This window comes from Castellaniella sp. FW104-7C03 (assembly GCF_040276085.1).
GTDB lineage: Bacteria > Pseudomonadota > Gammaproteobacteria > Burkholderiales > Burkholderiaceae_B > Castellaniella.
The window spans coordinates 144,318-165,986 of record NZ_JBELOK010000008.1 but is presented as its reverse complement, the minus strand read 5'-3'; the positions used below and the strand labels follow the sequence as shown (position 1 = coordinate 165,986).

Annotated in this window: 24 protein-coding genes; 5 read left to right on the top strand and 19 right to left on the bottom strand. The window is 58.4% G+C overall.

The genetic code is table 11. The features are described from left to right. Positions 1-7: 7 nt before the first annotated feature. The 6 genes from soxA to ABS758_RS11215 form a co-directional block, all read right to left on the bottom strand. On the bottom strand, positions 8-823 hold the full coding sequence (soxA, locus tag ABS758_RS11240; protein WP_350382819.1) for a sulfur oxidation c-type cytochrome SoxA: 816 nt from the start codon (positions 821-823) through the stop codon (positions 8-10). A gap of 61 nt (positions 824-884) precedes the next feature. After that, on the bottom strand, positions 885-1,199 hold the full coding sequence (soxZ, locus tag ABS758_RS11235; protein ID WP_350382818.1) for a thiosulfate oxidation carrier complex protein SoxZ: 315 nt from the start codon (positions 1,197-1,199) through the stop codon (positions 885-887). 57 nt (positions 1,200-1,256) lie between these two features. After that, a complete protein-coding gene (gene soxY, locus ABS758_RS11230; protein ID WP_350382817.1) occupies positions 1,257-1,724 on the bottom strand; it encodes a thiosulfate oxidation carrier protein SoxY in 468 nt (155 codons plus the stop codon). 69 nt (positions 1,725-1,793) lie between these two features. After that, positions 1,794-2,924, bottom strand: coding sequence for a c-type cytochrome (locus ABS758_RS11225; protein WP_350382815.1), 1,131 nt, complete (start codon positions 2,922-2,924; stop codon positions 1,794-1,796). Then, positions 2,908-4,278, bottom strand: coding sequence for a sulfite dehydrogenase (soxC, locus tag ABS758_RS11220; RefSeq protein WP_350382813.1), 1,371 nt, complete (start codon positions 4,276-4,278; stop codon positions 2,908-2,910). Before soxC ends, ABS758_RS11225 begins: the two co-directional genes overlap by 17 nt. A gap of 127 nt (positions 4,279-4,405) precedes the next feature. Beyond that, positions 4,406-4,903, bottom strand: coding sequence for a GlcG/HbpS family heme-binding protein (locus ABS758_RS11215; RefSeq protein ID WP_350382811.1), 498 nt, complete (start codon positions 4,901-4,903; stop codon positions 4,406-4,408). Positions 4,904-5,040: 137 nt separating this feature from the next. Here ABS758_RS11215 and ABS758_RS11210 point away from each other — a divergent pair, with 137 nt between their 5' ends. Beyond that, positions 5,041-6,018 (top strand): MBL fold metallo-hydrolase, encoded by a 978-nt coding sequence (locus ABS758_RS11210; RefSeq protein WP_350382809.1) that lies wholly within the window; start codon positions 5,041-5,043, stop codon positions 6,016-6,018. A 9-nt stretch (positions 6,019-6,027) separates the two neighbouring features. Here the strand turns inward: ABS758_RS11210 and ABS758_RS11205 are convergent, their stop codons facing one another. The 6 genes from ABS758_RS11205 to tyrS form a co-directional block, all read right to left on the bottom strand. Then, positions 6,028-6,660, bottom strand: coding sequence for a riboflavin synthase (locus ABS758_RS11205; RefSeq protein WP_350382808.1), 633 nt, complete (start codon positions 6,658-6,660; stop codon positions 6,028-6,030). Between the two features lie 38 nt (positions 6,661-6,698). After that, positions 6,699-7,868: a bifunctional diaminohydroxyphosphoribosylaminopyrimidine deaminase/5-amino-6-(5-phosphoribosylamino)uracil reductase RibD gene (gene ribD, locus ABS758_RS11200; RefSeq protein WP_350382807.1), complete on the bottom strand. Its 1,170-nt coding sequence runs from the start codon at positions 7,866-7,868 to the stop codon at positions 6,699-6,701. Continuing rightward, positions 7,855-8,322 (bottom strand): transcriptional regulator NrdR, encoded by a 468-nt coding sequence (gene nrdR, locus ABS758_RS11195; protein ID WP_350382806.1) that lies wholly within the window; start codon positions 8,320-8,322, stop codon positions 7,855-7,857. Before nrdR ends, ribD begins: the two co-directional genes overlap by 14 nt. A 35-nt stretch (positions 8,323-8,357) precedes the next feature. Beyond that, the gene (glyA, locus tag ABS758_RS11190) at positions 8,358-9,602 is read right to left on the bottom strand and encodes a serine hydroxymethyltransferase (protein ID WP_350382804.1); all 1,245 of its coding nucleotides are present in this window, start codon (positions 9,600-9,602) and stop codon (positions 8,358-8,360) included. An 85-nt stretch (positions 9,603-9,687) separates the two neighbouring features. Then, positions 9,688-10,320, bottom strand: a complete 633-nt coding sequence (locus ABS758_RS11185; protein ID WP_350382802.1) for a YbhB/YbcL family Raf kinase inhibitor-like protein — start codon at positions 10,318-10,320, stop codon at positions 9,688-9,690. A 21-nt stretch (positions 10,321-10,341) separates the two neighbouring features. After that, positions 10,342-11,568: a tyrosine--tRNA ligase gene (gene tyrS, locus ABS758_RS11180; RefSeq protein WP_350382800.1), complete on the bottom strand. Its 1,227-nt coding sequence runs from the start codon at positions 11,566-11,568 to the stop codon at positions 10,342-10,344. Positions 11,569-11,634: 66 nt separating this feature from the next. Between tyrS and ABS758_RS11175 the strand changes: the two genes are divergently transcribed. Then, a complete protein-coding gene (locus tag ABS758_RS11175; RefSeq protein WP_350382799.1) occupies positions 11,635-13,149 on the top strand; it encodes a M23 family metallopeptidase in 1,515 nt (504 codons plus the stop codon). A gap of 75 nt (positions 13,150-13,224) precedes the next feature. After that, positions 13,225-14,352: an anhydro-N-acetylmuramic acid kinase gene (locus ABS758_RS11170; RefSeq protein ID WP_350382798.1), complete on the top strand. Its 1,128-nt coding sequence runs from the start codon at positions 13,225-13,227 to the stop codon at positions 14,350-14,352. Here the strand turns inward: ABS758_RS11170 and erpA are convergent, their stop codons facing one another. From erpA to pmbA, 7 genes are all read right to left on the bottom strand, one after another. Next, complete coding sequence (gene erpA / locus ABS758_RS11165; protein WP_350382845.1) at positions 14,353-14,715, bottom strand: iron-sulfur cluster insertion protein ErpA; 363 nt, start codon at positions 14,713-14,715, stop codon at positions 14,353-14,355. It lies immediately after the preceding gene. After that, positions 14,715-15,401: a DUF6776 family protein gene (locus tag ABS758_RS11160; RefSeq protein ID WP_350382796.1), complete on the bottom strand. Its 687-nt coding sequence runs from the start codon at positions 15,399-15,401 to the stop codon at positions 14,715-14,717. The genes erpA and ABS758_RS11160 overlap by 1 nt, the downstream gene beginning before the upstream one ends. Positions 15,402-15,461: 60 nt before the next feature. Then, on the bottom strand, positions 15,462-16,526 hold the full coding sequence (gene argC, locus ABS758_RS11155) for an N-acetyl-gamma-glutamyl-phosphate reductase (protein WP_350382794.1): 1,065 nt from the start codon (positions 16,524-16,526) through the stop codon (positions 15,462-15,464). A gap of 163 nt (positions 16,527-16,689) precedes the next feature. Further along, positions 16,690-17,082: a 30S ribosomal protein S9 gene (rpsI, locus tag ABS758_RS11150; RefSeq protein WP_350382792.1), complete on the bottom strand. Its 393-nt coding sequence runs from the start codon at positions 17,080-17,082 to the stop codon at positions 16,690-16,692. 12 nt (positions 17,083-17,094) lie between these two features. Then, a complete protein-coding gene (rplM, locus tag ABS758_RS11145) occupies positions 17,095-17,523 on the bottom strand; it encodes a 50S ribosomal protein L13 (RefSeq protein WP_043685031.1) in 429 nt (142 codons plus the stop codon). A gap of 271 nt (positions 17,524-17,794) precedes the next feature. Further along, on the bottom strand, positions 17,795-18,895 hold the full coding sequence (locus ABS758_RS11140; protein WP_350382791.1) for a TRAP transporter substrate-binding protein: 1,101 nt from the start codon (positions 18,893-18,895) through the stop codon (positions 17,795-17,797). Between the two features lie 76 nt (positions 18,896-18,971). Next, the gene (gene pmbA, locus ABS758_RS11135) at positions 18,972-20,342 is read right to left on the bottom strand and encodes a metalloprotease PmbA (protein ID WP_350382790.1); all 1,371 of its coding nucleotides are present in this window, start codon (positions 20,340-20,342) and stop codon (positions 18,972-18,974) included. A gap of 51 nt (positions 20,343-20,393) precedes the next feature. On the opposite strand from pmbA, the gene yjgA reads away from it, so the two are divergent. Together yjgA and ABS758_RS11125 are read left to right on the top strand one after the other, a co-directional pair. Next, the gene (gene yjgA / locus ABS758_RS11130) at positions 20,394-20,966 is read left to right on the top strand and encodes a ribosome biogenesis factor YjgA (protein ID WP_350382788.1); all 573 of its coding nucleotides are present in this window, start codon (positions 20,394-20,396) and stop codon (positions 20,964-20,966) included. Next, a complete protein-coding gene (locus ABS758_RS11125) occupies positions 20,956-21,654 on the top strand; it encodes an alpha/beta hydrolase (protein WP_350382787.1) in 699 nt (232 codons plus the stop codon). Before yjgA ends, ABS758_RS11125 begins: the two co-directional genes overlap by 11 nt. Positions 21,655-21,669 lie beyond the last annotated feature (15 nt).

Genomic DNA, 21,669 nt, shown 5'->3' with positions numbered 1-21,669 from the left:
CCTCCGCTTATCGTTTGAGGCCAGGGGCAGCCATTTCGCCACCATCTGCCTTGACGGCCAGGAAGGTAAGCAAGTCGACTGACGCTTGTGAGCCGTATTTCAGGACTGGCATCCGCTGTTGGCGGAAGCAATCGTTAAGGCGCCATTGCATGGTGCGCAAAGCCCCTTGAGACACGCGATAAGCAGGCCAACTGGTATATGCCGCCCGGGCTGGGCCGGTCTCGGTGAGATTGGGGAGGTCTTGCAGACGAATCCGCTGATTGTCTACCCCGTGACACGACGCGCAGGAGAAGTCATAGGGGCCACCGCGAAAGTAGAAAATCTGCTTGCCGCGCTCGTAGGCTGCTTTCTCTTTGGGATGGTCTTGGGGAACCTTGATGGCCGTACCCTTGGATTGGGCGACAACATAGCCAACCAATGCCTCAATTTCAGTTTCGTAGTCGGACCGACCCGAAAACGGCTTTTTGATGACTTCAGCGCGATCTCGGCCCTGAAGATTGACCATGCAATACACCAGCCTGGATTCAAGATCCATAACTTGATCTGCGTCCTTGAAATAACGCGGCATATGCGCATAGGCGTCTTTAACCACACCTGCGCCCATACCGAGATCACATTGTTCCAGGGATGCCTTTTTAGGCCCCTTGGCTTCTTTCCAGAGCTCCTCGCCATTCATGACAATCAGATCTGCCGGGTTGCCGCCCTCGCCCAACATCTCCCGATACTGTGCAATGCCGTCTGCGGCGCTGTCTGCGGCAATCGCCGAAACAGGGAGTGCAACGGTAAGGAATAACCCCATGACCGCTACACGGATTGGCTTCATTCTCATGTCTCCCGCCTCCGTGATGAATTTATTTATGCTTCAAAACCCAAGGTGCGCAGGGTTAACGGATTTTGACCGAGTCACTGCGTTCATCACCTTTGTTGTCTTTCCAGGACACCGTCACAGCATCACCTTTCTCGCCACCCTTGAAGCGGAAGGAGAGGAATGGGTCGCGCGACACTGCCGGACCCCATTGCGCGTTAAGCACAACCTTGTCGTTCCATTTGGCTTCGACGAGATCGATAAAGTGAGCTGGAATAACCTTGCCTTCGGAATCCTTGCGCTGGCCGGTTTCCATGATGTGGCTCATGAGAACCTTGACTTCGGTGTGGTCGTCGGTTTTGGTTGCGCGAATGCGCATTGGTCTGCCTGCCATGATGCTTTCCTTGATAAATTGAATCTGTAGGTATGGGTATGTTGCGTGCGAAGGCGATCAGCCGCCGCAGCCGCCCAGCGTGACCTTGATCTCTTTGTGCGCGGTGTAGAACTTGCCCTGGGACTTCACCAACGCGTACACATCCGAGGTACCACCCATCTTGATCCGCGTAGACACATACGGCAGCGTGCCTTCGGGGATATCAAAACTGGCGGTCAGCGTGTTGGGGTTTTTGGGCACCAGGATCGAGATCTGCGTGACTTCCGGCAGATCCGAGCTGATGACGATAGGCACTACGGCGCCGTTTTCAGCGATGTCCGGGGCCTCGAGATTGATTTTGTCGCTTTCAGAAGCAGTATCGCCGCCCAGGCCTGCAACCGCACCCTTGATATCGGTGGCTGTGAAAGCCTTTTCGTTCCATTGGGCCTGGGCAGCCAGGGCTTCTTCGGGCCGCAAAATGCCGGCGCTGACGGCCAGCCCCAGAATCGTACCGAGCTTGAGCACGGTCCTACGCTGTTGATTCATTAGAATTCCCCTATTGGTTAAGTAAAACGACCTTATTGTCGTGGTCAAGAATGGCACCCCGAATGGGTATCACTTGGACGTATTGGTGAGTATCCACTCGACCAGTTCGCGAGCCTCTGCGTCAGTAACATTGGGATGCGGGGGCATGGGGATTGCGCCCCATACGCCGGATCCACCCTTTTGTATTTTGGTGATCAGCTTGCCCACGGCCGCCTCATCACCGTTGTATTTATCGGCAACTGCCACAAACGAAGGCCCCAGAACCTTTTTGTCGCGAGCGTGACAGGCAACACAGCCGTTGTCGGAGAGCAGCGTACTGATGCGCTCGGGCGTAGGAGCAGCGGCATCAGCAGGCTGGCCCGCACCAGCCTTCGAGGCATCGGCCAAGGTGGTGCGTGCATGCGCGCGCGCCGCTTCGACGTTCTCTGCAAGCGTGCCCTTGAGGACCGGCTCGATAGAATCCACACCACGCACAGGCCCCACAATACGCATCTGCGCAGCCAGATCACCATGGGCATCCCGTGCCAGGTGCGGAAGCTCGGACGAAGGCTTTCCAGTGGTGTCGCAGTCTTTCATGCAGGCCGTGTTGTGCGTGTCTGGCTTGCCATCGACATTCCATAGCCCATCCCAGCGCTTCATACCATTGCGATTGGGCATTTTTTCCTGGACTTCTGCTATGTTTTTATTTGACAGGGTGAAATCGGAAGGAACGACTTCAGCCAGATTAAGCAGATACGCCAGTACTGCATAGACTTCGTCGGTTTTGAGCGATTTTGGATTGTCCCAGGGCATGGCCCGATGGATATAATCCCATAGGGTAGAAACCGTGGGCACTTTCATGAAGGTGGTGCGCGACGGTTGCCCGCCCTTTACCAACGACGCAACATGCCCTGTTTCGATGTCTTCAGGCGTGGTGCCGCCCACCAGCGGCGTAAACACGGTGTTTTTCTCGCCAAAAGAGCCATGACAGGTGGCACAAGTGGATTCCCAGATATCCAAACCCTGGTCGACTGTGCCGCTGCCCTCGGGCAGCCCTTTGAAATCAGGCCGGACATCAATATCCCAGGCCTGCAGTTCTGCCGCCGTTGCTGCACGGCCCAGATTGAAATCTGGATGTACGGATTCGGCGGCCATCAGCGGAGAGGAAAAGACCCCAGCCAGTGCACAGGCCCATGCCGCTTGCCTAGTCCATCTGAACATTGAAGACCTCCCCGGTTTCAGCGACTTTCCAAGATTGAATGGCGTTGTTGTGATAGATGGATCGGGAGCCACGAACCTCGCGCAACTGGTGATAACGCGGTTGCACAAAGCCCGTGCTGTCGGTGGCACGGCTTTGAAGGATGACAGGCGAACCGTCCCAGACCCAGTCGATGTTGAAACGAGTAAGGCATTTGTCGAGCACGGGGGTCTCAAGCCGGGCAGGTTTCCAGTTGCGTCCGCCGTCGAAGGACACATCCACCTGCTTGATCTTGCCGCGGCCAGACCAGGCCAGGCCGCTGACGTTATAGAACCCCTTGCCCATCATCACCTGCCCCCCAGAGGGCGAGGTAATGACGGATTTGCACTCTTGGATGGAGGTGTACTGGCGATGAATGCCGTCGGGCATCATATCGACGTAGTGCACGGCTTCGTCTTTGGTGGCCCAGGGCTTGTCGCCGACTTCGATGCGGCGCAGCCACTTGACCCACGACACCCCTTGCACACCTGGCACCACCAGGCGCAACGGATAGCCGTTTTCGGGGCGCAGCATTTCGCCGTTCATCCCCCAGGCAACCAGCACGTCATCCAGGGCGTTATCCATATTGATGGTGCGCGTCATGCTGGAGCCGTCGTTGCCTTCTGCCAGCACATAGCGTGCATTTTTGATGTCTGCACCACAGTCGTCGAGCAACACCTTGAGCGGCACGCCCGTGAATTCGCAACAGGACAGCATGCCATGGGTGTACTGGACAGTAGGCACTGCGCTGTTGCCCCACTCCATGCCCGTGTTGGCACCGCACTCGATGAAATGCATGCGCGACACCGCCGGCAAGCGCATCAGGTCGTCCATGGTGTACACCTTGGCTTCCTTGACCATGCCATTGATCATCAGGCGATGCTGTTCGGGATCAACATTGACCCAGCCCTGGTGATGCCGCTCGAAGTGCAGCCCCGACGGGGTGATGATGCCAAAAAAACCCTGGAGCGGCGCAAAGGCCACCGAGGCCTGATCGGTTTGTGTCAGGCCAGGCGACTGCCGGCGCTGCAAATTGGCCTCGTAGGGTGAGGGCTGACCATAGGGTTGGTAGGCCACCGGGTTACCCAGTTGGGTACTCCAGGGGCGTGGCTCGAGGATCATGGGATCCCCTTGGGCGGCGCTGGCAGCGTGGGCCAGCGCCGGCACGCTGGCAAAACCGGCGGCGGCAGCCATGAAACTGCGTTTGAGAAAACCTCGCCGAGCGTCATCCAGACCCTTGCGGCTGATTTCCGTAGCGAGATCGGAGGGCACGAAATTCTCAGGTGCCTTTTGCAGGCGGCCCAGCGGCACCGATCTTGTGTCCTGACGACGCGTCACGCTATTCTCCACTTAATGACGATATATCATTTGAGAATAAGCTAATAATTAAACGCAATAAATCAGGGAAATTACCCCAAATTCAGGCTTGACGTAAAGTAAATTTGCCTTTAAGCATTGATCTAAATCAAAAATCCAGATCATCCTGAATCACATCGATACCTGCTTGCGCGCAAGCGCGATCGAGGTCGCCGCCAGGCGCACCTGACACCCCAACCCCACCCACCACAGCACCAGCTGCCTGGATGGGCAAGCCACCCCCCAGTGCCAGCAACTGGCCAACAAAGCGAATACCCGAGGTCGGCTGCCCAGCATCAGTGGATTGAGCCAGGTCGACAGTATCCATGCGAAAGTTGGCTGCGGTATAAGCTTTGCGCGTGGCGGCTTCGGTGGTGTGTGCACCCGCATAGCGATCACGCATCAGGGCAATGGGCACACCGGTGCGATCGGTGACCGCAACGGTAACCTGATAACCACTATCGCGGCAGGATTTCATGGCCCCTTGCACCACCTGCATGGCGGCCTCAGGGGTGAGGGTTTGGCTGGTGTAGGTGAGGTCGTTGGCCAGCACAGGACTGCTGAGTAATACAACGGACGCAGCCAATACAGGAATACGGATATTCATCGTGATCTCCCCCAAGGAAACAGGACGTCTCTTGTGTGTTTATATAAACATATGACATGATCATGCATGAAATTAGCCAAAAATGGAATAACGGGCAAACCCCAGCCAGCACGCTGTAACACCTAAAGGCACGCAACATGACACGGTTTTTGTACATCGCTCTCCTGATCACAAGCAGCATCGGCTTTCTGGCAGCGGGCCCAGCCCGCGCGGCCAGCGAAACCATCTCCCTCACCCCCATCAAGGCCAGCGAGCATGTCTATTACTTCCAGGGCGTCAGCGGCATGGCCACACGGGCAAACAAAGCGTTCATGTCCAACGCCGGGTTTGTGATCACCCCGGATGGTGTGGTGGCATTTGATTCGCTGGGCACGCCGGCCCTGGGACAGGCCATGCTGGATGCTATCGCCAAGGTGACCGACCAACCAGTAAAACACGTCATCGTCAGCCACTATCATGCCGACCACTACTACGGCTTACAGGCCTTTAAAGCCGCGGGGGTCGAGATCTGGGCGCACGAAAGCGGGCAGGCCATCCTGGCCGACGAAGGTGAAACCCAAGAGCGCCTGGCACAGCGCCGCGCCGACCTCTCGCCCTGGGTAAACGAGCAAACTGTCCTCACTCCGGCAGATCGCTGGCTGGATTTCGCCCACGGCGACACCATCCAGTTTGAGATGGGCGACGTGAAATTTCAGCTGATCAACATGGCCGGTGCACACTCGTCGGGCGACATCATGCTGTACGTCGAGAACGACCGTGTGCTGTTTTCCGGTGATCTGTATTTCTCGGGACGGATTCCCTACGTGAGTGACGCAGACAGCAAAGCCTGGCTGAAAGCCATGGATCGCATGCTGGACTTGAACCCCGTGATGGTGATCCCCGGCCATGGCATGGCATCTACGGACACGGTCAAGGACATGCAACTTACCCGCAATTACCTGCTGTACTTGCGCAAAACCATGGGCGACGCGGTTGAAAACATGACCGACTTTGAAACCGCCTACAAAAACACCGACTGGAGCCGGTTCAAGGACTACCCAGCCTTTAACGAAGCCAACCGCCTCAATGCCTTTGGCCAGTACCTGGTGATGGAACGCGAAAGCCTGGGGCAATAAGCGCCTTGCTTAGTGCGGGGCGCTGGGGTGTTGCATATGGCCCACCATGCGCTCAACGTACCGGGCCAGCATGTCGATCTCCAGATTGACCAGGCTGCCCACCTCAAGTAGCCGCAAGGTGGTCATTTGCAAGGTGTGCGGGATCAGGTTGATCGAAACCTCCGCACCCTGCTCGTCATCGATCACCTGGTTCACCGTAAGGCTTACGCCGTTAACAGTTAGCGAGCCCTTGTAAGCCACATATTGCGACAAATGCGCCGGCACCAGCAGACGAAATTCAATCGATTCTCCGACGGGATCCAGCCGGGTAACCTTGCCCACGCCATCGACATGCCCGGATACCAGATGGCCGTCCAGGCTGTCGCCCAGGCGCAGGGCGTGCTCGAGATTGACTTCACCTTCAGCATCCAGGCCACACGTGCGCGCCAGGCTCTCGCGCGAGACATCCACCTCGAAAGCACCTTCATGCAGGGCAACCACTGTCATGCAGGCACCCTGTATTGCGATTGAATCGCCCAACCGGGCACGTTGCAAAGGCAGGTTGCCGGCTTCAACCACAAGACGGACACCGGCGGTTTCGGAGTCTCCTAGCGGGCGAACTTCAGTAATACGACCAAGCGCAGCAACAATACCTGTAAACATGATGTCTGATCCACGAGAGAATTGAGGTTGACCGGGGCTCAGGCCGGGCGATCTGTCAGGCCGCAGGCCAGGCGCAGTGCCTGCCAGTGGCCGGGATGGCGCAATCTAAGGCGCAAATCGGCACCCATGGGTTGGGCATCGAGAAACTGAAACCGGTAGGCATGATCCAGAGACGTCAGTGGCTCTGGCAACGCGGCCAGGCTTTGGCCATCGCCCACCACGCTGGGCGCCATATACGCCACCCACTCGTCGACATGCCCACCGGCCACCAGCGCGCCCTGCAGCCGGGCGCCGGCTTCGACATGGACTTCATTGATTTCGTTATTACCAGCCCAGCGAAACAGGGCGGCAAGGTCTAGCCCGCCATTTGGGGCCGTGGGCAAGACGATCACCCGTACATTACGGCTGGCCAGGCGCGCCGCCTTGCCCGCGTCTGCGCGGGCAGTGAATACCCAAACGGGATCGCCGTTGAACAAACGGGCTTGCTCGGAGATGATGAACTGGGTGTCGAGCACCGCCCGCACAGGCTGGCGGGGCGTAGATACAGCCCGGACATCCAGCAGCGGATTGTCTGCCAGTACTGTGCCAATGCCGGTAAGCACCATGCCGGCGCGTGCACGCCAGCAATGGCCATCTGCGCGGGCCACATCACCGGTGATCCACTGAGATCGTCCATCGGCCAGTGCCGTACGGCCATCGAATGAGGCGGCGGATTTCAGCCACACCCAGGGTGTGCCCCGCGTCATGCGGGCACAAAACCCCGGATTTTGCGCCAGTACTTCTTCGGCCAACAGGCCTGTTTGTACGGCGACGCCCGCGGCCTGCAGGTGTGCAATCCCCTGTCCGGCCACCTGAGGATTGGGATCCTGCATCCCCACCACAACGCGCGAGATGCCAGCAGCCACCAGCGCATCCGCACAGGGCGGCGTACGCCCCTGATGGCTGCAGGGCTCGAGGGTGACATACGCGGTGGCACCGCGCACATCGATGTTTTGCTGTTGGGCCAGCCAAAGGGCTTGTGCCTCGGCGTGGCGTCCGCCTGCCTGCTGGGTGCTGCCTTCGACCAGCCAATGGCCGTCGCGCACCAGTACACACCCCACCCGAGGATTAGGATGGCTGACAAACAAGGCCTGCTCGGCGACCGTCAGTGCACGGCGCATCCAACGGTGATCTTCGGTGTACTGGCCGGACGAATCAGCTGGGGCCATGGTCGTGTCCCTTGAATTCATCGATCGTATGGACGAACTCACGGATGTCTTCGAAGCTGCGGTACACGGATGCAAACCGCACATAGGCCACTTGGTCGAGCTGCCGGAGCTCGGCCATGACAAGCTCGCCGATGTGGTCGGATGGGACCTCGCGCTTGCCGCTGGTGAGAAGTTTTTCTTGGATACGCACGACGGCTGCGTCCAGCGCCAGCGCACTGACAGGCCGCTTGCGCAACGCCAGCGCCATGCTGGCGTGCAATTTTGATGGGTCAAAGTCAGCCCGGGTGCCATTGCGCTTAACAACGGCCGGCATCATGAGATCGACGCGCTCGTAGGTGGTGAAACGCCGATCACAGGCAGTGCAGCGCCGCCGGCGACGAATGGTGTCGCCTTCTTCGGAGACTCGCGAATCTACCACCTGGGTGTCAGCGCAGCTGCAAAACGGGCACTTCATGGGCGTTTCGGGCGCCTTTCGGCGCCCGTCCTGTTTTAGCGGTACACAGGTAATCGGGTGGTGAGCTCGTGAACCCGCCCACGCACTCGAGCGATGTTCTCGGCATCCTGAGGATTGTCCAGCACATCGGCAATCAGGTTACCGGTAAGCTCGGCTTCGGCTTCTTTGAAACCACGAGTGGTCATGGCCGGGGTACCCAGGCGAATGCCACTAGTGACAAAAGGCTTTTCGGGGTCGTTGGGGATGGCGTTTTTATTGACCGTGATGTGTGCTTCGCCCAAGACTGCCTCGGCCAGCTTGCCGGTGATGCCCTTGGCACGGAGATCAACCAGCATGACATGGCTTTCAGTGCGCCCGGACACAATCCGCAGGCCACGCTTGACCAGCGTGTTTGCCAATACCTGTGCGTTGGTAGCCACCTGGGCGGCATAAGCCTTGAACTCGGGTTGCAGGGCTTCGCCAAAGGCGACTGCCTTGGCTGCAATCACGTGCATCAGCGGCCCGCCCTGGATACCCGGGAAGATTGCCGAATTGATGATTTTTTCGAACTCGGATTTCATCAGAATGACGCCACCCCGCGGCCCACGCAGCGATTTGTGGGTGGTGGTGGTGACAAAATCGGCATGTGGCACGGGATTGGGATACACCCCACCAGCCACCAGGCCGGCGTAGTGGGCGATATCCACCATGAACAGGGCACCATTATCGTGCGCGATGCGGGCCATGCGTTCGAAATCAATGCGCAAGGCGTAGGCAGAAGCGCCCCCAACAATCAGCTTGGGTTTGAGCGTGCGAGCGAGTTCTTCGAGCTTGTCGTAGTCCAGAACCTCGTTGGCATCCAGGCCATAGGAGTGGAAATCGTAAAGCTTTCCTGATGCGTTGACAGGCGACCCGTGGGTAAGGTGACCACCCTCTGCCAGGCTCATGCCCAGCACCGTATCACCGGGCTTGAGCACCGCCATGTAGACACCCTGATTGGCCTGCGAGCCTGAGTTGGGCTGCACGTTGGCGCATTCGGCGCCAAAGATCTCTTTCACCCGATCGATGGCCAGTTGCTCGACCACGTCGACAAATTCGCAACCGCCGTAGTACCGCTTGCCGGGGTAGCCTTCAGCGTACTTGTTGGTAAGCTGGGTGCCCTGTGCCTGCATGACTGCGGGGCTGGCGTAGTTTTCGGATGCGATGAGTTCGATGTGCTGTTCTTGGCGGACATTTTCTTGTTGAATGGCAGCCCAGATAGCGGGATCAGCCTGGTCAAGGGTGCGGGAGCGGACAAACATGAATGATCCTGGAGACGAGGAATAAAAGGGGCCTGCGCGCAAGCACGTGCAGGAAATCAAATCATTCTAGCGCGAAGCACGCCGCTTACAGCGCATGCAGGCGAGGATTGAGCGTGTAGGTTCCGGTGATCGATGCCTGATCCAGGATATGGCCCTGCATGGCGGCCAGGACTTCTGCACCGCCGAAGCGCCCGGAGATTGGGAGTTCGGCAATATCCAGGGCATAGACCGTAAACACATACCGGTGCACCAGCGCGTCGTTCCAGGGTGGGCACGGGCCGTCGTAGCCGAAGTAGTCGCCGTTCATGTCGCGATCGGCAGCAAACCACTGGGTATAGCCATTGAGCCCCTGCCGGGTGTTATCCAGGGCCAGGGGCCCCGCCTTGCCACGAGGTGTAATACCTGCGCCATAACTGCCTTCAGCCAGGGTGCGGACGTCTGGTGCAATATCCACCAGCACCCAGTGATAAAAATCGGTGCGCGGCAAATCGGCGGGGACCTCACGGCCTGGCTGATTGACATCATCGGGACGACTGGGCACGTCGGGGTCGACTGCCAGCACCACAAACGAGCCCACCCCTTCGGGCACGTCAGACCAGGCCAGATGCGGATTATTGTTACCCGCCAGAGCGATATGGGACTGCGGATCGATGCGCCCAAAAGCATTGCGTTCGGGCATGATCCCCTGATCGGGAAAGGAGTTACTGTGCAGTTTCATGGGCCCTCCGGAAAAAACAGCCTAGGTCAGGGTAACCCGGGCAAACTTGCGCTTGCCAACCTGCATGACATACGTACCGGCTGGAAGCTGCAAGGATTTGTCTTCGATTCGATCGCCATCGATGCGCACGCCACCTTGCTGGATGTTGCGCTGGGCTTCGGAGGCAGACGCTGCCAACCCGGACTCGCGCAGCACTTTAAGAATACCCATAGGCGCAGCGCCCACCGTGATTTCTTGCAGGTTCTCGGGGATGGCGCCATCCCGAAACTGGGCATTGAAGTTCTGGAGCGACTGGGCGCCCTTGCCTGTGCCGTGGAAGCGATCAACGATTTCTTGCGCCAGCATAACCTTGGCGTCCCGCGGATTGCGTCCCGCCGTGATTTCTGCCTGCAGGACGGCGATGTCTTCGAGGGACCGAAACGACAGGAGCTCAAAATAGCGCCACATCAGGGTGTCCGAGATAGACATCAACTTGCCAAACATAGAGTCTGGCGCCTCGGAGATGCCAATGTAATTGCCCTTGGACTTGGACATTTTCTCGACGCCGTCAGTGCCTTCGAGCAGCGGCATCGTGAGGATGCATTGGGGCTCCTGGCCATATTCTTTTTGCAGCTCGCGTCCAACCAGAAGATTGAACTTTTGGTCGGTGCCGCCGAGTTCGAGGTCGGCCTTCAGCGCAACCGAATCGTATCCCTGCAACAAAGGGTAGAGGAATTCGTGCACAGAGATAGGCACACCGCCCTTGAAGCGACGCGTGAAATCGTCGCGCTCCATCATGCGGGCCACCGTATAACGCGAAGCCAGCTGGATCAGGCCACGAGAGCCCAATGCATCACACCACTCGGAGTTATAGCGGATCTCGGTACGGGCAGGATCCAGTACCAGGCTGGCCTGGGCATAATACGTTTTGGCGTTTTCCTGAATTTGCTCTGGGGTAAGCGGCGGCCGGGTGGCATTGCGCCCACTGGGATCACCAATTTGCGCGGTGAAATCACCGATCAAAAAAATGACGGTATGACCGAGATCTTGTAACTGGCGCATTTTATTGAGCACCACCGTATGGCCCAGATGGATATCTGGCGCGGTGGGATCAAGCCCAAGTTTGATGCGCAAAGGTGTGCCGGTTGCGTGACTGCGCGCAAGCTTGGTGGCAAATTCGGAGGCAACGAGAAGCTCGTCGCAGCCGCGCTGAGCCACACGCAGATCGTGCGTAATCTGGGGGTCTTCAGGGGCGCTGGGGGACGACATGATACTGGCTTTATCAGAAAAATTAAAAAAATGCTCGAAAAATCGGGATTAATGCGCTAGCATAACGTGCCGTCGCAGCTTCTGTACAACACAACAAGACCCGAACCCTCAAGAGCGCCCATATTAGCAGAGCTGCTTGCCGGGGTTACCTGTCAGCAAGGCCCGCAGCAATACCTTTTTTTGCGCGACCGCCTGCAGCAGGATAACGGTGCCTCGCACACAGACCCTCCAAATTCTCTTTTGCCCATGATGCCTGACGCCCACCAGACACACCGTCACCGCCATATCACCCGTAGTTTGCTGTTTGCCGCGGGTGGCCTTTTCCTCACCGCTGCCGCACTGGCAGTCGTCAAGCCCTCCGCTCCCCCAGAACCTGTGTTCCAGGCCCGGCAAACGCTGGATCTCCCTCCCATGGGAGCCCTGGATGAACACGATGCCGCCCCCTATGTGGCATCCACACGCATCCGCCGCGGAGACACTGTCTCCGACCTGCTTAATCGCCTGGGTGTCCACGAAGACGGCCTGCTGGCGTTTCTTACGCACGACAAAAACGCACGATCCATCTACAAGCTGTACCCCGGCCGTACGGTGCAGGCAGCACTCAACGACGCAGGCGATATGGTGTGGTTGCGCTATGCACACACCCCAGGCTCCAGCGTCAAATCAGGGGTTCAGTCGGCCTGGCTCGAAATCAGCCCCGACAAGCAGGGAGACTTCACCGCCCAAGAGCGCACCACTGCCGCCGTACAGGAAACCCGGGTCGCCGAGGGTGAGATCAGTAGTTCTTTGTTTGGCGCTGCCGACGACGCCGGGCTGCCGGATGCCGTTACCCTGCAGATGGTTGATATTCTCGGCAGCCGCATCGACTTCCTTAAAGACCTCCGCAAGGGAGACCGCTTCCGTGTGGTGTACGACACCTACATGCACGATGGCGAAGAAGTCGGCTCCGGGCAAATCCGCGCACTCGAGTTCATCAACAAAGGCAAAACATATAGTGCCGTCTGGTTTAAAAACGGCCAAGGCCAGGCAAGCTACTACGATTTTTCGGGTGCCAGCCTAAAGGGTGCATTTTTACGCACCGCCATCAAATTTACCCGGATCAGCTCCCGGTTCGGGATGCGCATGCATCCCGTCCACAAGCATTGGGCAGGCCACAAAGGGGTGGATTACGCCGCAGCTTCCGGCACACCCATCCACGCCACAGCCGATGGCACGGTAGCCTTTATCGGCAAGCAAAACGGATATGGCAATGTCATCATCCTAAAAAACTTTGGCCCGTATTCCACGCTGTACGCACACCAAAGCCGCTTTGCCAAAGGCATCAAAAAAGGCGACCATATCCAGCAAGGGCAACTGATCGGCTACGTAGGCCAAACAGGCTGGGCCACCGGGCCTCACCTGCACTACGAATTCCGCATCAATAACCGGCCGGTCGATCCTCTGGCAGTTGATCTCCCTGTCGCCCGCCCCCTCGAAGCCGCCGATAAGAAATCGTTCCAGACACTGGTCGCCCGTTATCAGCCCCAGATGCAAATGCTGGCCAAGCTGCAAGACAGCCGCATCCAGGTGGCCTCCCGCTAGTTATTCCAGGGCTGGTTATTTTTGGAGCCAGCCCGCACCAGGGCCGGCCTGCCAGGCCCTTCAAGGGTATTCAACATGATCCAGCCGATGGATGGCTACTATATCGGCCTGATGTCAGGTACCAGCACCGACGGCATCGACGGTGTACTGGCACAGATCTCCTCCTCGCCCGATCCCGCACAAAATTCCGTTACCGGCATGCAGATACTGGCCAGCGCCAGCCTGCCTTTGCCGGAGACTCTGCGCGACAACCTTCTGGCCCTGAACACTACCGGCCACGATGAGCTGGCCCGGGCCGCCCAGGCAGCCAACACGCTGGCAGACTGCTACGCCAGCATCGTTGTCACCTTGCTGCAGGATACAGGCTTGCCGGCCGCTGCCATCCATGCCATTGGTGCACACGGGCAAACAGTTCGGCACGCGCCAGAATCCGGCTACACCGTTCAGATCAATGCGCCTGCACGCCTGGTAGAGCGAACCGGCATTGCAGTGGTGGCAGATTTTCGCAGCCGCGACGTGGCGGCGGGTGGCCAAGGCGCCCCTTTGGTGCCGGCTTTTCATGCAGCGCAGTTTGGCAATAAACCAGGCCGGGTGATCCTGAATCTTGGCGGTATCGCCAACCTTACTGTGCTGAGTGCGCCAGTGCGCGGCTTTGATACCGGCCCGGCCAATATGCTGATGGACGCATGGGCCCAGCAGCACCTGGGCGTTTTGTTTGACAAGGACGGCGCCTGGGCCGCCAGCGGCCAATGCAACCCACAGCTGCTGACATCGTTGATGGCAGAACCCTGGCTTGATCTGCCACCTCCCAAATCAACTGGCCGTGATCTTTTCAATCTAGCCTGGCTGCGCACTCACCTGCAGGCATCACCGCAGGCAATCACCGACAAAGACGTACAGGCTACGTTGTTGCAGTTTTCGGTAGAAACAATCAGGCAGGCCATCGAGCAATACGCGCCAGACACCCAAGAGGTGCTGGTTTGCGGCGGTGGTGCGCTAAACACACATCTGATGCACACGTTGGCACAAGCCCTGCCCTGCTCGCTGGAAACCACCCAGGCGCTCGGCGTGCCGGTGCAATCGGTTGAAGCCCTGGCATTTGCCTGGCTGGCCCACGCACACCTATGCGGTTACGCTGCGTGTCTGCCGGCAGTTACCGGTGCGCCCAAGGCCACCATTGCCGGATGTCTGTACCCCGTTTAATCAGGGGGCAAACGAAGAACCGCAACCACAGGTGGTGTTGGCATTGGGGTTGCGAATCACAAATTGCGAGCCTTCGAGATCGTCTTTGTAATCGATCTCGGATCCCACCAGGTATTGAAAGCTCATGGCATCAACCAGCAACTGAACGCCATCGCGCTCGATGGTGGTGTCGTCTTCGGCGATGTCTTCGTCAAAGGTGAACCCGTACTGAAACCCGGAACAGCCACCCCCCTGCACAAACACGCGCAACTTGAGGGCGGTATTGTTTTCTTCGGACATGAGCTCGCGTACTTTTGCCACCGCGGCATCTGTAAAAACCAATGGGCTGGGCGGGACATCGAGATTGACGTGATCTGCGGACATCATGGCTGGGACTCCTGCACGGGATTGCCCGTGCGATTTAAAGCAACATCTTGGGTAGCACGCACGGTGTCACCTTCGAGGATTTCGAGGCGCACAGAGCGTATCTGCACCTGGCTGGGCATCTGCAGAACCCCGGTACTGCGCTGAAACTGATCAAACACCAGGCTCAAGGCATCGGCGGGCTCTGCAGGCGTGGCGTCACCGCCCTCTGCCTGCGCGGGATTAAGATCTATTTTAACGATTTTACCCTGTTGCACGGCCTGGGCCACAAAGCGCATGCGGCCTTTGAAGGACTCGGCCCCGGCTTCTGCATTGCGCGTGAGCAACACCCGATAGCGCAGAAACTCGCCATCAGGCTGAATATCCAGGGCACGAATCGTCAGTGTACCCGCAGGGCCGGGTGGGATGAGTTGTTCGTAAAAAGAGAGCTGGTCTCGTACCTGAGACAGCTGCGTTTGCAGATTGGTCAGGGAATCCTGCAAGGCACGCTGGGTACCTGCCTGCACATCCGCCTGGTTATGCGCCGTAGCCAAATCGGCACGCGCCTGGTTAAGATCAGCCTGCTGAGTGGCCAACTGGGTTTGCATCGCTTGCATGTGGTCTTGGTCATCTGCATGCATACCCAGATGCATGGCCGCAGCGCCTGCCAAAAACGCAAGCAGCATGGCCAAGCCAAGTTTCAGCATCCTCAGAAACCAGTGCCGCATCCCGTGCCTTTGAGAAGGATAAGGTGTCATGACAGGCCTCTAGGGCAGAACCGCCACCTGTTGCAGCCCGGTGGTTTCTGGGAAATTGAACATGAGGTTCATGTTTTGCACGGCCTGGCCTGCAGCCCCCTTGACCAGATTATCCTGCACCACCAGCACCACCAGGGTGTCGCCACCTGCAGGCCGATGCACGGCAATGCGCAGCATATTGGAGGCCCGCACCGAGCGCGTCTGAGGCAGGCTGCCGGCTGGCATGACGTCAACAAAAGGCTCGTTGGCGTAGCGCTCTTGGTACAGCGCCTGAAAATCCGTCTCGAGGGCGTCGGGCAAAATGCGCAGATACAGGGTAGAGAACATCCCGCGGATCATTGGCACCAGATGCGGCACAAAGGTTAGCCCAACCGGCTGGCCCGCAATACGGGTAAGGCACTCGGAGATCTCGGGATGGTGCCGGTGCCCGGCAACGCCATAGGCGGCAAAGTTATCGGATGCTTCGGAAAACAGCGAGCCCACTTGGGTTTTGCGGCCGGCGCCTGAAACCCCGGACTTGGAATCGGCAATGATGTGGTTCACATCCACCAACGAGTGCCCCGCCTGCAGCACAGGTGCCAGGCCCAGCAACACCGTTGTGGGATAGCACCCAGGATTGCCCACGACGCGCGCCTGGCGGATGCGGTCTCGGTCGAGCTCGGGCAAGCCGTACACGGCATCGCGCAGTACCGTGGGACAACTGTGCGGCATTTTGTACCACTGCTGAAACGTATCGACATCCTGCAGGCGAAAATCGGCGGCAAGGTCGATGACCTTGACGTCATGTTGCAGCAATGCCGGGGCTTGCTCCATGGCCACACCATGCGGGGTGGCAAAAAACACCACATCACACTGATCAAGGGCGGCTTCTTCGGGGGTTTGAAAGCACAAATTGACATGGCCGCGCAGATTGGGAAACATATCGGCCACCGGCATGCCGGACTCTTTGCGCGAGGTAATGGCGTGCAACTGCACATTGGGATGCTGCGACAACAGGCGCAGGAGCTCGACCCCGGTATAACCGGTGCCACCGACGATGCCGGCCTTGATGGGTGCTGTGGTGTGTGTGCTCATGCGGATGTCCTGTCTGAAAAACGAAAGCCTGCCTGCGACACGGCAAAAACGCCGCCAGGTGCCGGAGGCAATTTAAATTATGACATGTCCACCAAGCAAAAACCCAGGCACATGGCCTGGGTTTTTGGGATCGCCGGGCGCCAGAGACGCCTGCAAAGCGAAATCAGCGTTTGCTGAACTGCTTGCGACGACGGGCTTTGTGGAAACCAACCTTTTTACGCTCGACTTCGCGGGCGTCGCGGGTAACAAACCCAGCTTGTTTGAGCGAGGATTTCAGGGTTTCATCATATTCGATCAGGGCGCGGGTAATACCGTGACGCACTGCACCTGCCTGGCCGGATTCGCCACCACCGTGCACATTGACGTGGAAGTCGAAGGACTCGAGGTGGTTGGTGAGCGCCAGAGGCTGACGCACAACCATGCGGCCGGTTTCGCGGGCGAAGTATTCGTCGACGGGAAGGCCGTTGACGATGATCTTGCCCGTACCTTTTTTGAGAAACACCCGTGCCACCGAAGTTTTGCGGCGGCCAGTGCCGTAATTCCAATTACCGATCATAGCGGCCTATCCTCAGAAGTCCAGGGGTTGCGGCTGCTGAGCAGTATGCGGGTGCTCGGCACCGGCATAGACTTTCAGCTTTTTAGCCATGGCGTAGCCCAACGGGCCCTTGGGCAGCATGCCTTTGACGGCTTTCTGCAGGGCACGACCCGGAAAACGCTGTTGCATTTTCTGGAAGTTGGTTTCGGTAATGCCACCCGGGTACGTAGAGTGACGATAGTAGCGTTTGTCTTGCGCCTTGGCGCCGGTGACAACGATATCGGCAGCATTGATGACGACGATGTAATCGCCCGTATCAACGTGCGGCGTGAATTCGGGTTTGTGCTTGCCACGCAGACGGCGTGCGACTTCGCTGGCCACACGGCCGAGGACCTTGCCCTTGGCGTCGATCACAAACCAGTCACGCTTGACTTCATGCGGCTTGGCCACAAAGGTCTTCATGATGGTGTTCCTGATTAAGAGAAATGAAAAATTTTCGCTTTTTTGTCTGGGCCTTATTGGCCAGATACCTGCAAGGATGCCCGCTAAAAACGGTGCATATATGCAAAGACATCTGGTGGCCCGTACAAAGATGAATGCAAACGAAAATCCCACCATTGTACACAGCGGCGTGTGCCAGCACAAACCATGCAAATAAAAAACCCTCTGGTGGCGAAGCTTGTACCCGCCAGCCAGAGGGTTTGCGACCAGGCATTTAGCCTGGCCAGCCAGATTATTTTTTCTGGCGCGCCAGGGCAGCACCCAGGTAATTATCAAACGAGCCTTCGGCGACACGGAACCAGGGCACCACGTTATCGCGGAAAGCCATGTAGTTGTCGAAGATTTTCTTGAAGCCCGCGTCTTTGTCGCAGAACTCTTTGTACACCTCAGCAGAGGCTTTGAAGGAAGCGTCCATGACTTCACGCGGGAAGCTCTTGAGTGTGGCACCACCGGCAATCAGGCGACGCAAGGCATCCGGATTGTTGTTGTCGTAGTACTCAACCAGGTGGTTGGCGGCTGCCCGTGAGGCTACCTGAATGGCGGCCTGATAGCTTTTGGGGAGTTCGGCATAGGCTTTGTCGTTGACGTACAGCGACACCTGGGCAGAGCCTTCCCACCAACCCGGATAGTAGTAATACTTGGCCACTTTCTGGAAGCCGAGTTTCTCGTCGTCGACAGGCCCGACGAATTCGACCGCATCCAGGGCGCCTTTTTCGAGGGCCGGATAGATATCACCCGTGGCAATTTGCTGAGGTACCACGCCCATGCGCGACAGGACTTCGCCGGCAAAGCCGGCCGTGCGCATTTTGAGGCCTTTCAAGTCGTCGGGCGTTTTGATTTCTTTGCGATACCAGCCGCCCATCTGGGTGCCGGTGTTGCCAAAGGGGAAATTGACGATGCCACGGGGTGCGAAGAGCTCGCGCATCAGCTTGAGGCCATCGCCCTCTTGCATCCAGGCGTTCATCTGGCGCACGTTAAGCCCGAAGGGCACCGCGGTATCAAAGCAAAACGCCGGGTTTTTGCCATAGTAGTAATACGAAGCCGTCTGGCCGCACTCGACGGTGCGGTTACCGACTGCATCCATGACGCCAAAGCCGGGGACGAGCTCGCCCACCGGATACAGACGGATATTGAAATTGCCGTCGGTGAGGTCTTTGACCATGCTGCAGAACAGCTGCGCGGTTGAGAACAGGGCCGGCGTCGCAGACGAATACGTGGACGTCATCTTCCAGTTGAGCTGGGGCGTGGTCTGCGCGATGGCAGGGACTGCGACAGTGGCGGTACCGGCAACAGCACCCAGCCCGGCCTTTTTGAGAAATGCACGACGCTGCATGATGAAAGATCTCCTGTTTGTTATGAGATGCAGTAATCCTGCGATATTACACCGTGTATCTGCAGCTGCGTAAGCCTTATTGGCCTGCAACAGCCATTTGTTCGATCAGGATGGAACCGGTGGATTTTGCACCGCGCACATGAACATCGGCGCCCACTGCCACCACCTGCCTGAACATCTCTGCCAGATTGCCAGCGATGGTGATTTCGTGCACAGGATGCTGGATGACACCATCTTGCACCCAATAGCCAAAGGCACCGCGCGAATAATCACCTGTGACGTAATTGACGCCTTGACCGATGAGTTCGGTAACCAGAAGGCCTGTGCCCATTTTGCGCAGCATGGTAGCCAGATCATCGCCCACCTGAGTTGCCCGTGAGCGCAGGCTGAGGTTATGCGAGCCGCCGGCGTTGCCAGTGGTGGCCAGGCCAAGCTTGCGTGCCGTGTAGGTAGACAAGAAATAACCCGTGAGGATGCCTTGATCTACCACCTGACGTGCCTGAACACGCACGCCTTCGGCGTCAAAGGGAGAGCTGCCCATGGCACCCGGGATATAGGGGTTCTCGACCACATCCAGATGATCTGCCAGCACTGGCTTACCCAGGCTGTCGAGCAAAAAACTGGCTTTGCGGTACAAGGCGCCACCACTGGTGGCCTGTACCAGAGCACCCAGCAGGCCCACGGCTAGCGGCGCTTCGAACAAGACCGGATAACGGCCGGTTTTAAGGCTGCGGGCATGAAGCCGGGACAGTGCGCGCTGGGCTGCGTAACGGCCTACCTGGGCTGGCGCGGCAAGATCCTGCGCACGGCGTGCCGAGGTATACCAGTAGTCCCGCTGCATACCATCACCCGTGCCGGCAATGGGCGCAACCGACAGGCTATGTCGCGAATACGGGTAGCCACCCAGAAAACCACGCGAGTTACCCAATACAAAGTGGCCCTCGGAAGTATCCAGCGATGCGCCTTCGGTATTGGTGATCTGCTTGCTGGTAGAAATCGCGGCGCGCTCGGCCTGAATCGCCATCTTGGCCGCATCGTCCACAGAAATATCCCAGGGATGATGCAAATCCAGATCTGGATAATGCGAGGCCAGTTGCTCGGCTTCGGGCAAGCCGGCGGCGGGGTCTTCAGCGGTATGCCGGGCGATATGCCAGGCCGCCTGCACGGCTTTCTGGATAGCATCGGCAGAGAAATCTGAAGTGGAGGCCGCCCCCCGGCGCTGGCCGGCAAATACCGTAATCGCCAGAGAACGGTCTCGGGTTTGCTCGATGGTTTCCAGCGTGCGGTGGCGCACCGCCACAGAAAGCCCGCGACTTTCGGAGATCTCGGCGACAGCATCAGACGCACCCACCTTTACCGCGTATCGTAATGCGTCGGTAATCAGTTGACGAAACTGTGCCTGCTGGGCGGGAATATCCAGGAATTGATCAGAGGTGGGGGAGTTCATACGCAATCTGCCGGGGTCAGGACGGTTATCATAGCCAATTGACACCATTTTATGCTTGAACCCATGGTCGAACGCCTTCAGGACGAAGAATCCACCCGCGACGAGCGGCCGCCCAGCAAATCCCAGGTTAAACGCGACCTCCACGCCCTGCTTGATCTTGGACGAGAGCTGATCGAATTGCCCGCCGCACGGTTGGCCCAGTTGCCGCTGGATGACTCTCTACGCGATGCGATTGCCCTAGCGCAACGCATCCATGCGCACGAGGGACGGCGGCGGCAAACCCATTATGTGGGCAAGTTGCTGCGCCATGCCGACGCCACGGCCCTGCGGCGGCAACTGGCCGAATGGGCCAACGGATCCCGCGAACAAACACAATCCATGCACCGCCTCGAAGCGCTGCGCGACCGCCTGCTGGAGAGCGACGAAGCACTGACCGAACTCCTGCAATCGTTTCCGCAGTTGGATATCCAGGCACTGCGCAACCAAATCCGGGCCGCCCGCAAGGAGGCCAAAGACAACCTTGCCCGCAACCCTGGCCAAGAGCCTGTCCGCAAGCATTACCGGGCATTGTTCCAGACCCTGAAACAGATCGACTTTGAGGACAAACAAGCCGATGGATACTGAACTCGAAACCATTGAACGCACCACGGGCGACGAACCCACACACAGCATCATCTGGCTGCACGGCCTGGGGGCTGATGGCCACGATTTCGCCCCCATCGTGCCCGAACTCAGCCACCCCGACCTCCCCGCCATCCGCTATGTGTTTCCACATGCCCCCGTGCGCCCGGTGACACTCAACCAAGGCATGCCCATGCGCGCCTGGTACGACGCCTACGGCGTAAATCGCGATACCCGTGAAGATATCGACGGCATCCGCGCAACGCGACGCAGCATCAATGCATTGATCACGCGCGAGGCCGAACGCGGCATTCCCCGGGAGAACATTGTTCTAGCGGGGTTCTCGCAAGGGTGTGCCATGGCGCTTTACACCGGGCTGCGCCTGGATCGCCGCCTGGCCGGCCTGATTGCCCTGTCGGGTTATCTGCCCCTGCGCAACACCACGGCAGCAGAACGCCATCCAGCCAACGCAGACACCCCCGTGTTTATGGCTCATGGCACGCAAGATCCAGTGATCCCAATCAGCTTCGCCGAAACCAGCCGCGACTTGCTGCTAAGCCAGAATCAACCGGTGCAGTGGCACACGTATCCGATGCCCCATGGGCTGCATCCGCAAGAGATCGACGACATCCGGGCATTCCTCTTGAGTGTGTTCAACCCAAGCCGCTCGGATGAATCAGGCACAAAATAGTCCTCAGAGGGAGTG

Excerpts from the sequence above, each read along its gene's own strand:
- rplM (WP_043685031.1), bottom strand. The coding sequence starts at position 17,523 with ATGAAGACCTTTGTGGCCAAGCCGCATGAAGTCAAGCGTGACTGGTTT.
- soxZ (WP_350382818.1), bottom strand. The coding sequence starts at position 1,199 with ATGGCAGGCAGACCAATGCGCATTCGCGCAACCAAAACCGACGACCAC.
- soxY (WP_350382817.1), bottom strand. The coding sequence starts at position 1,724 with ATGAATCAACAGCGTAGGACCGTGCTCAAGCTCGGTACGATTCTGGGG.
- erpA (WP_350382845.1), bottom strand. The coding sequence starts at position 14,715 with ATGTCCGCAGATCACGTCAATCTCGATGTCCCGCCCAGCCCATTGGTT.
- yjgA (WP_350382788.1), top strand. The coding sequence starts at position 20,394 with ATGCTTGAACCCATGGTCGAACGCCTTCAGGACGAAGAATCCACCCGC.
- ABS758_RS11210 (WP_350382809.1), top strand. The coding sequence starts at position 5,041 with ATGACACGGTTTTTGTACATCGCTCTCCTGATCACAAGCAGCATCGGC.
- rpsI (WP_350382792.1), bottom strand. The coding sequence starts at position 17,082 with ATGATCGGTAATTGGAATTACGGCACTGGCCGCCGCAAAACTTCGGTG.
- ABS758_RS11185 (WP_350382802.1), bottom strand. The coding sequence starts at position 10,320 with ATGAAACTGCACAGTAACTCCTTTCCCGATCAGGGGATCATGCCCGAA.
- ABS758_RS11125 (WP_350382787.1), top strand. The coding sequence starts at position 20,956 with ATGGATACTGAACTCGAAACCATTGAACGCACCACGGGCGACGAACCC.
- tyrS (WP_350382800.1), bottom strand. The coding sequence starts at position 11,568 with ATGTCGTCCCCCAGCGCCCCTGAAGACCCCCAGATTACGCACGATCTG.
- ABS758_RS11170 (WP_350382798.1), top strand. The coding sequence starts at position 13,225 with ATGATCCAGCCGATGGATGGCTACTATATCGGCCTGATGTCAGGTACC.
- soxA (WP_350382819.1), bottom strand. The coding sequence starts at position 823 with ATGAAGCCAATCCGTGTAGCGGTCATGGGGTTATTCCTTACCGTTGCA.
- ABS758_RS11225 (WP_350382815.1), bottom strand. The coding sequence starts at position 2,924 with ATGTTCAGATGGACTAGGCAAGCGGCATGGGCCTGTGCACTGGCTGGG.
- ribD (WP_350382807.1), bottom strand. The coding sequence starts at position 7,868 with ATGGCCCCAGCTGATTCGTCCGGCCAGTACACCGAAGATCACCGTTGG.
- ABS758_RS11140 (WP_350382791.1), bottom strand. The coding sequence starts at position 18,895 with ATGCAGCGTCGTGCATTTCTCAAAAAGGCCGGGCTGGGTGCTGTTGCC.
- ABS758_RS11205 (WP_350382808.1), bottom strand. The coding sequence starts at position 6,660 with ATGTTTACAGGTATTGTTGCTGCGCTTGGTCGTATTACTGAAGTTCGC.
- glyA (WP_350382804.1), bottom strand. The coding sequence starts at position 9,602 with ATGTTTGTCCGCTCCCGCACCCTTGACCAGGCTGATCCCGCTATCTGG.
- ABS758_RS11215 (WP_350382811.1), bottom strand. The coding sequence starts at position 4,903 with ATGAATATCCGTATTCCTGTATTGGCTGCGTCCGTTGTATTACTCAGC.
- nrdR (WP_350382806.1), bottom strand. The coding sequence starts at position 8,322 with ATGAAGTGCCCGTTTTGCAGCTGCGCTGACACCCAGGTGGTAGATTCG.
- argC (WP_350382794.1), bottom strand. The coding sequence starts at position 16,526 with ATGAGCACACACACCACAGCACCCATCAAGGCCGGCATCGTCGGTGGC.
- pmbA (WP_350382790.1), bottom strand. The coding sequence starts at position 20,342 with ATGAACTCCCCCACCTCTGATCAATTCCTGGATATTCCCGCCCAGCAG.
- ABS758_RS11160 (WP_350382796.1), bottom strand. The coding sequence starts at position 15,401 with ATGCTGAAACTTGGCTTGGCCATGCTGCTTGCGTTTTTGGCAGGCGCT.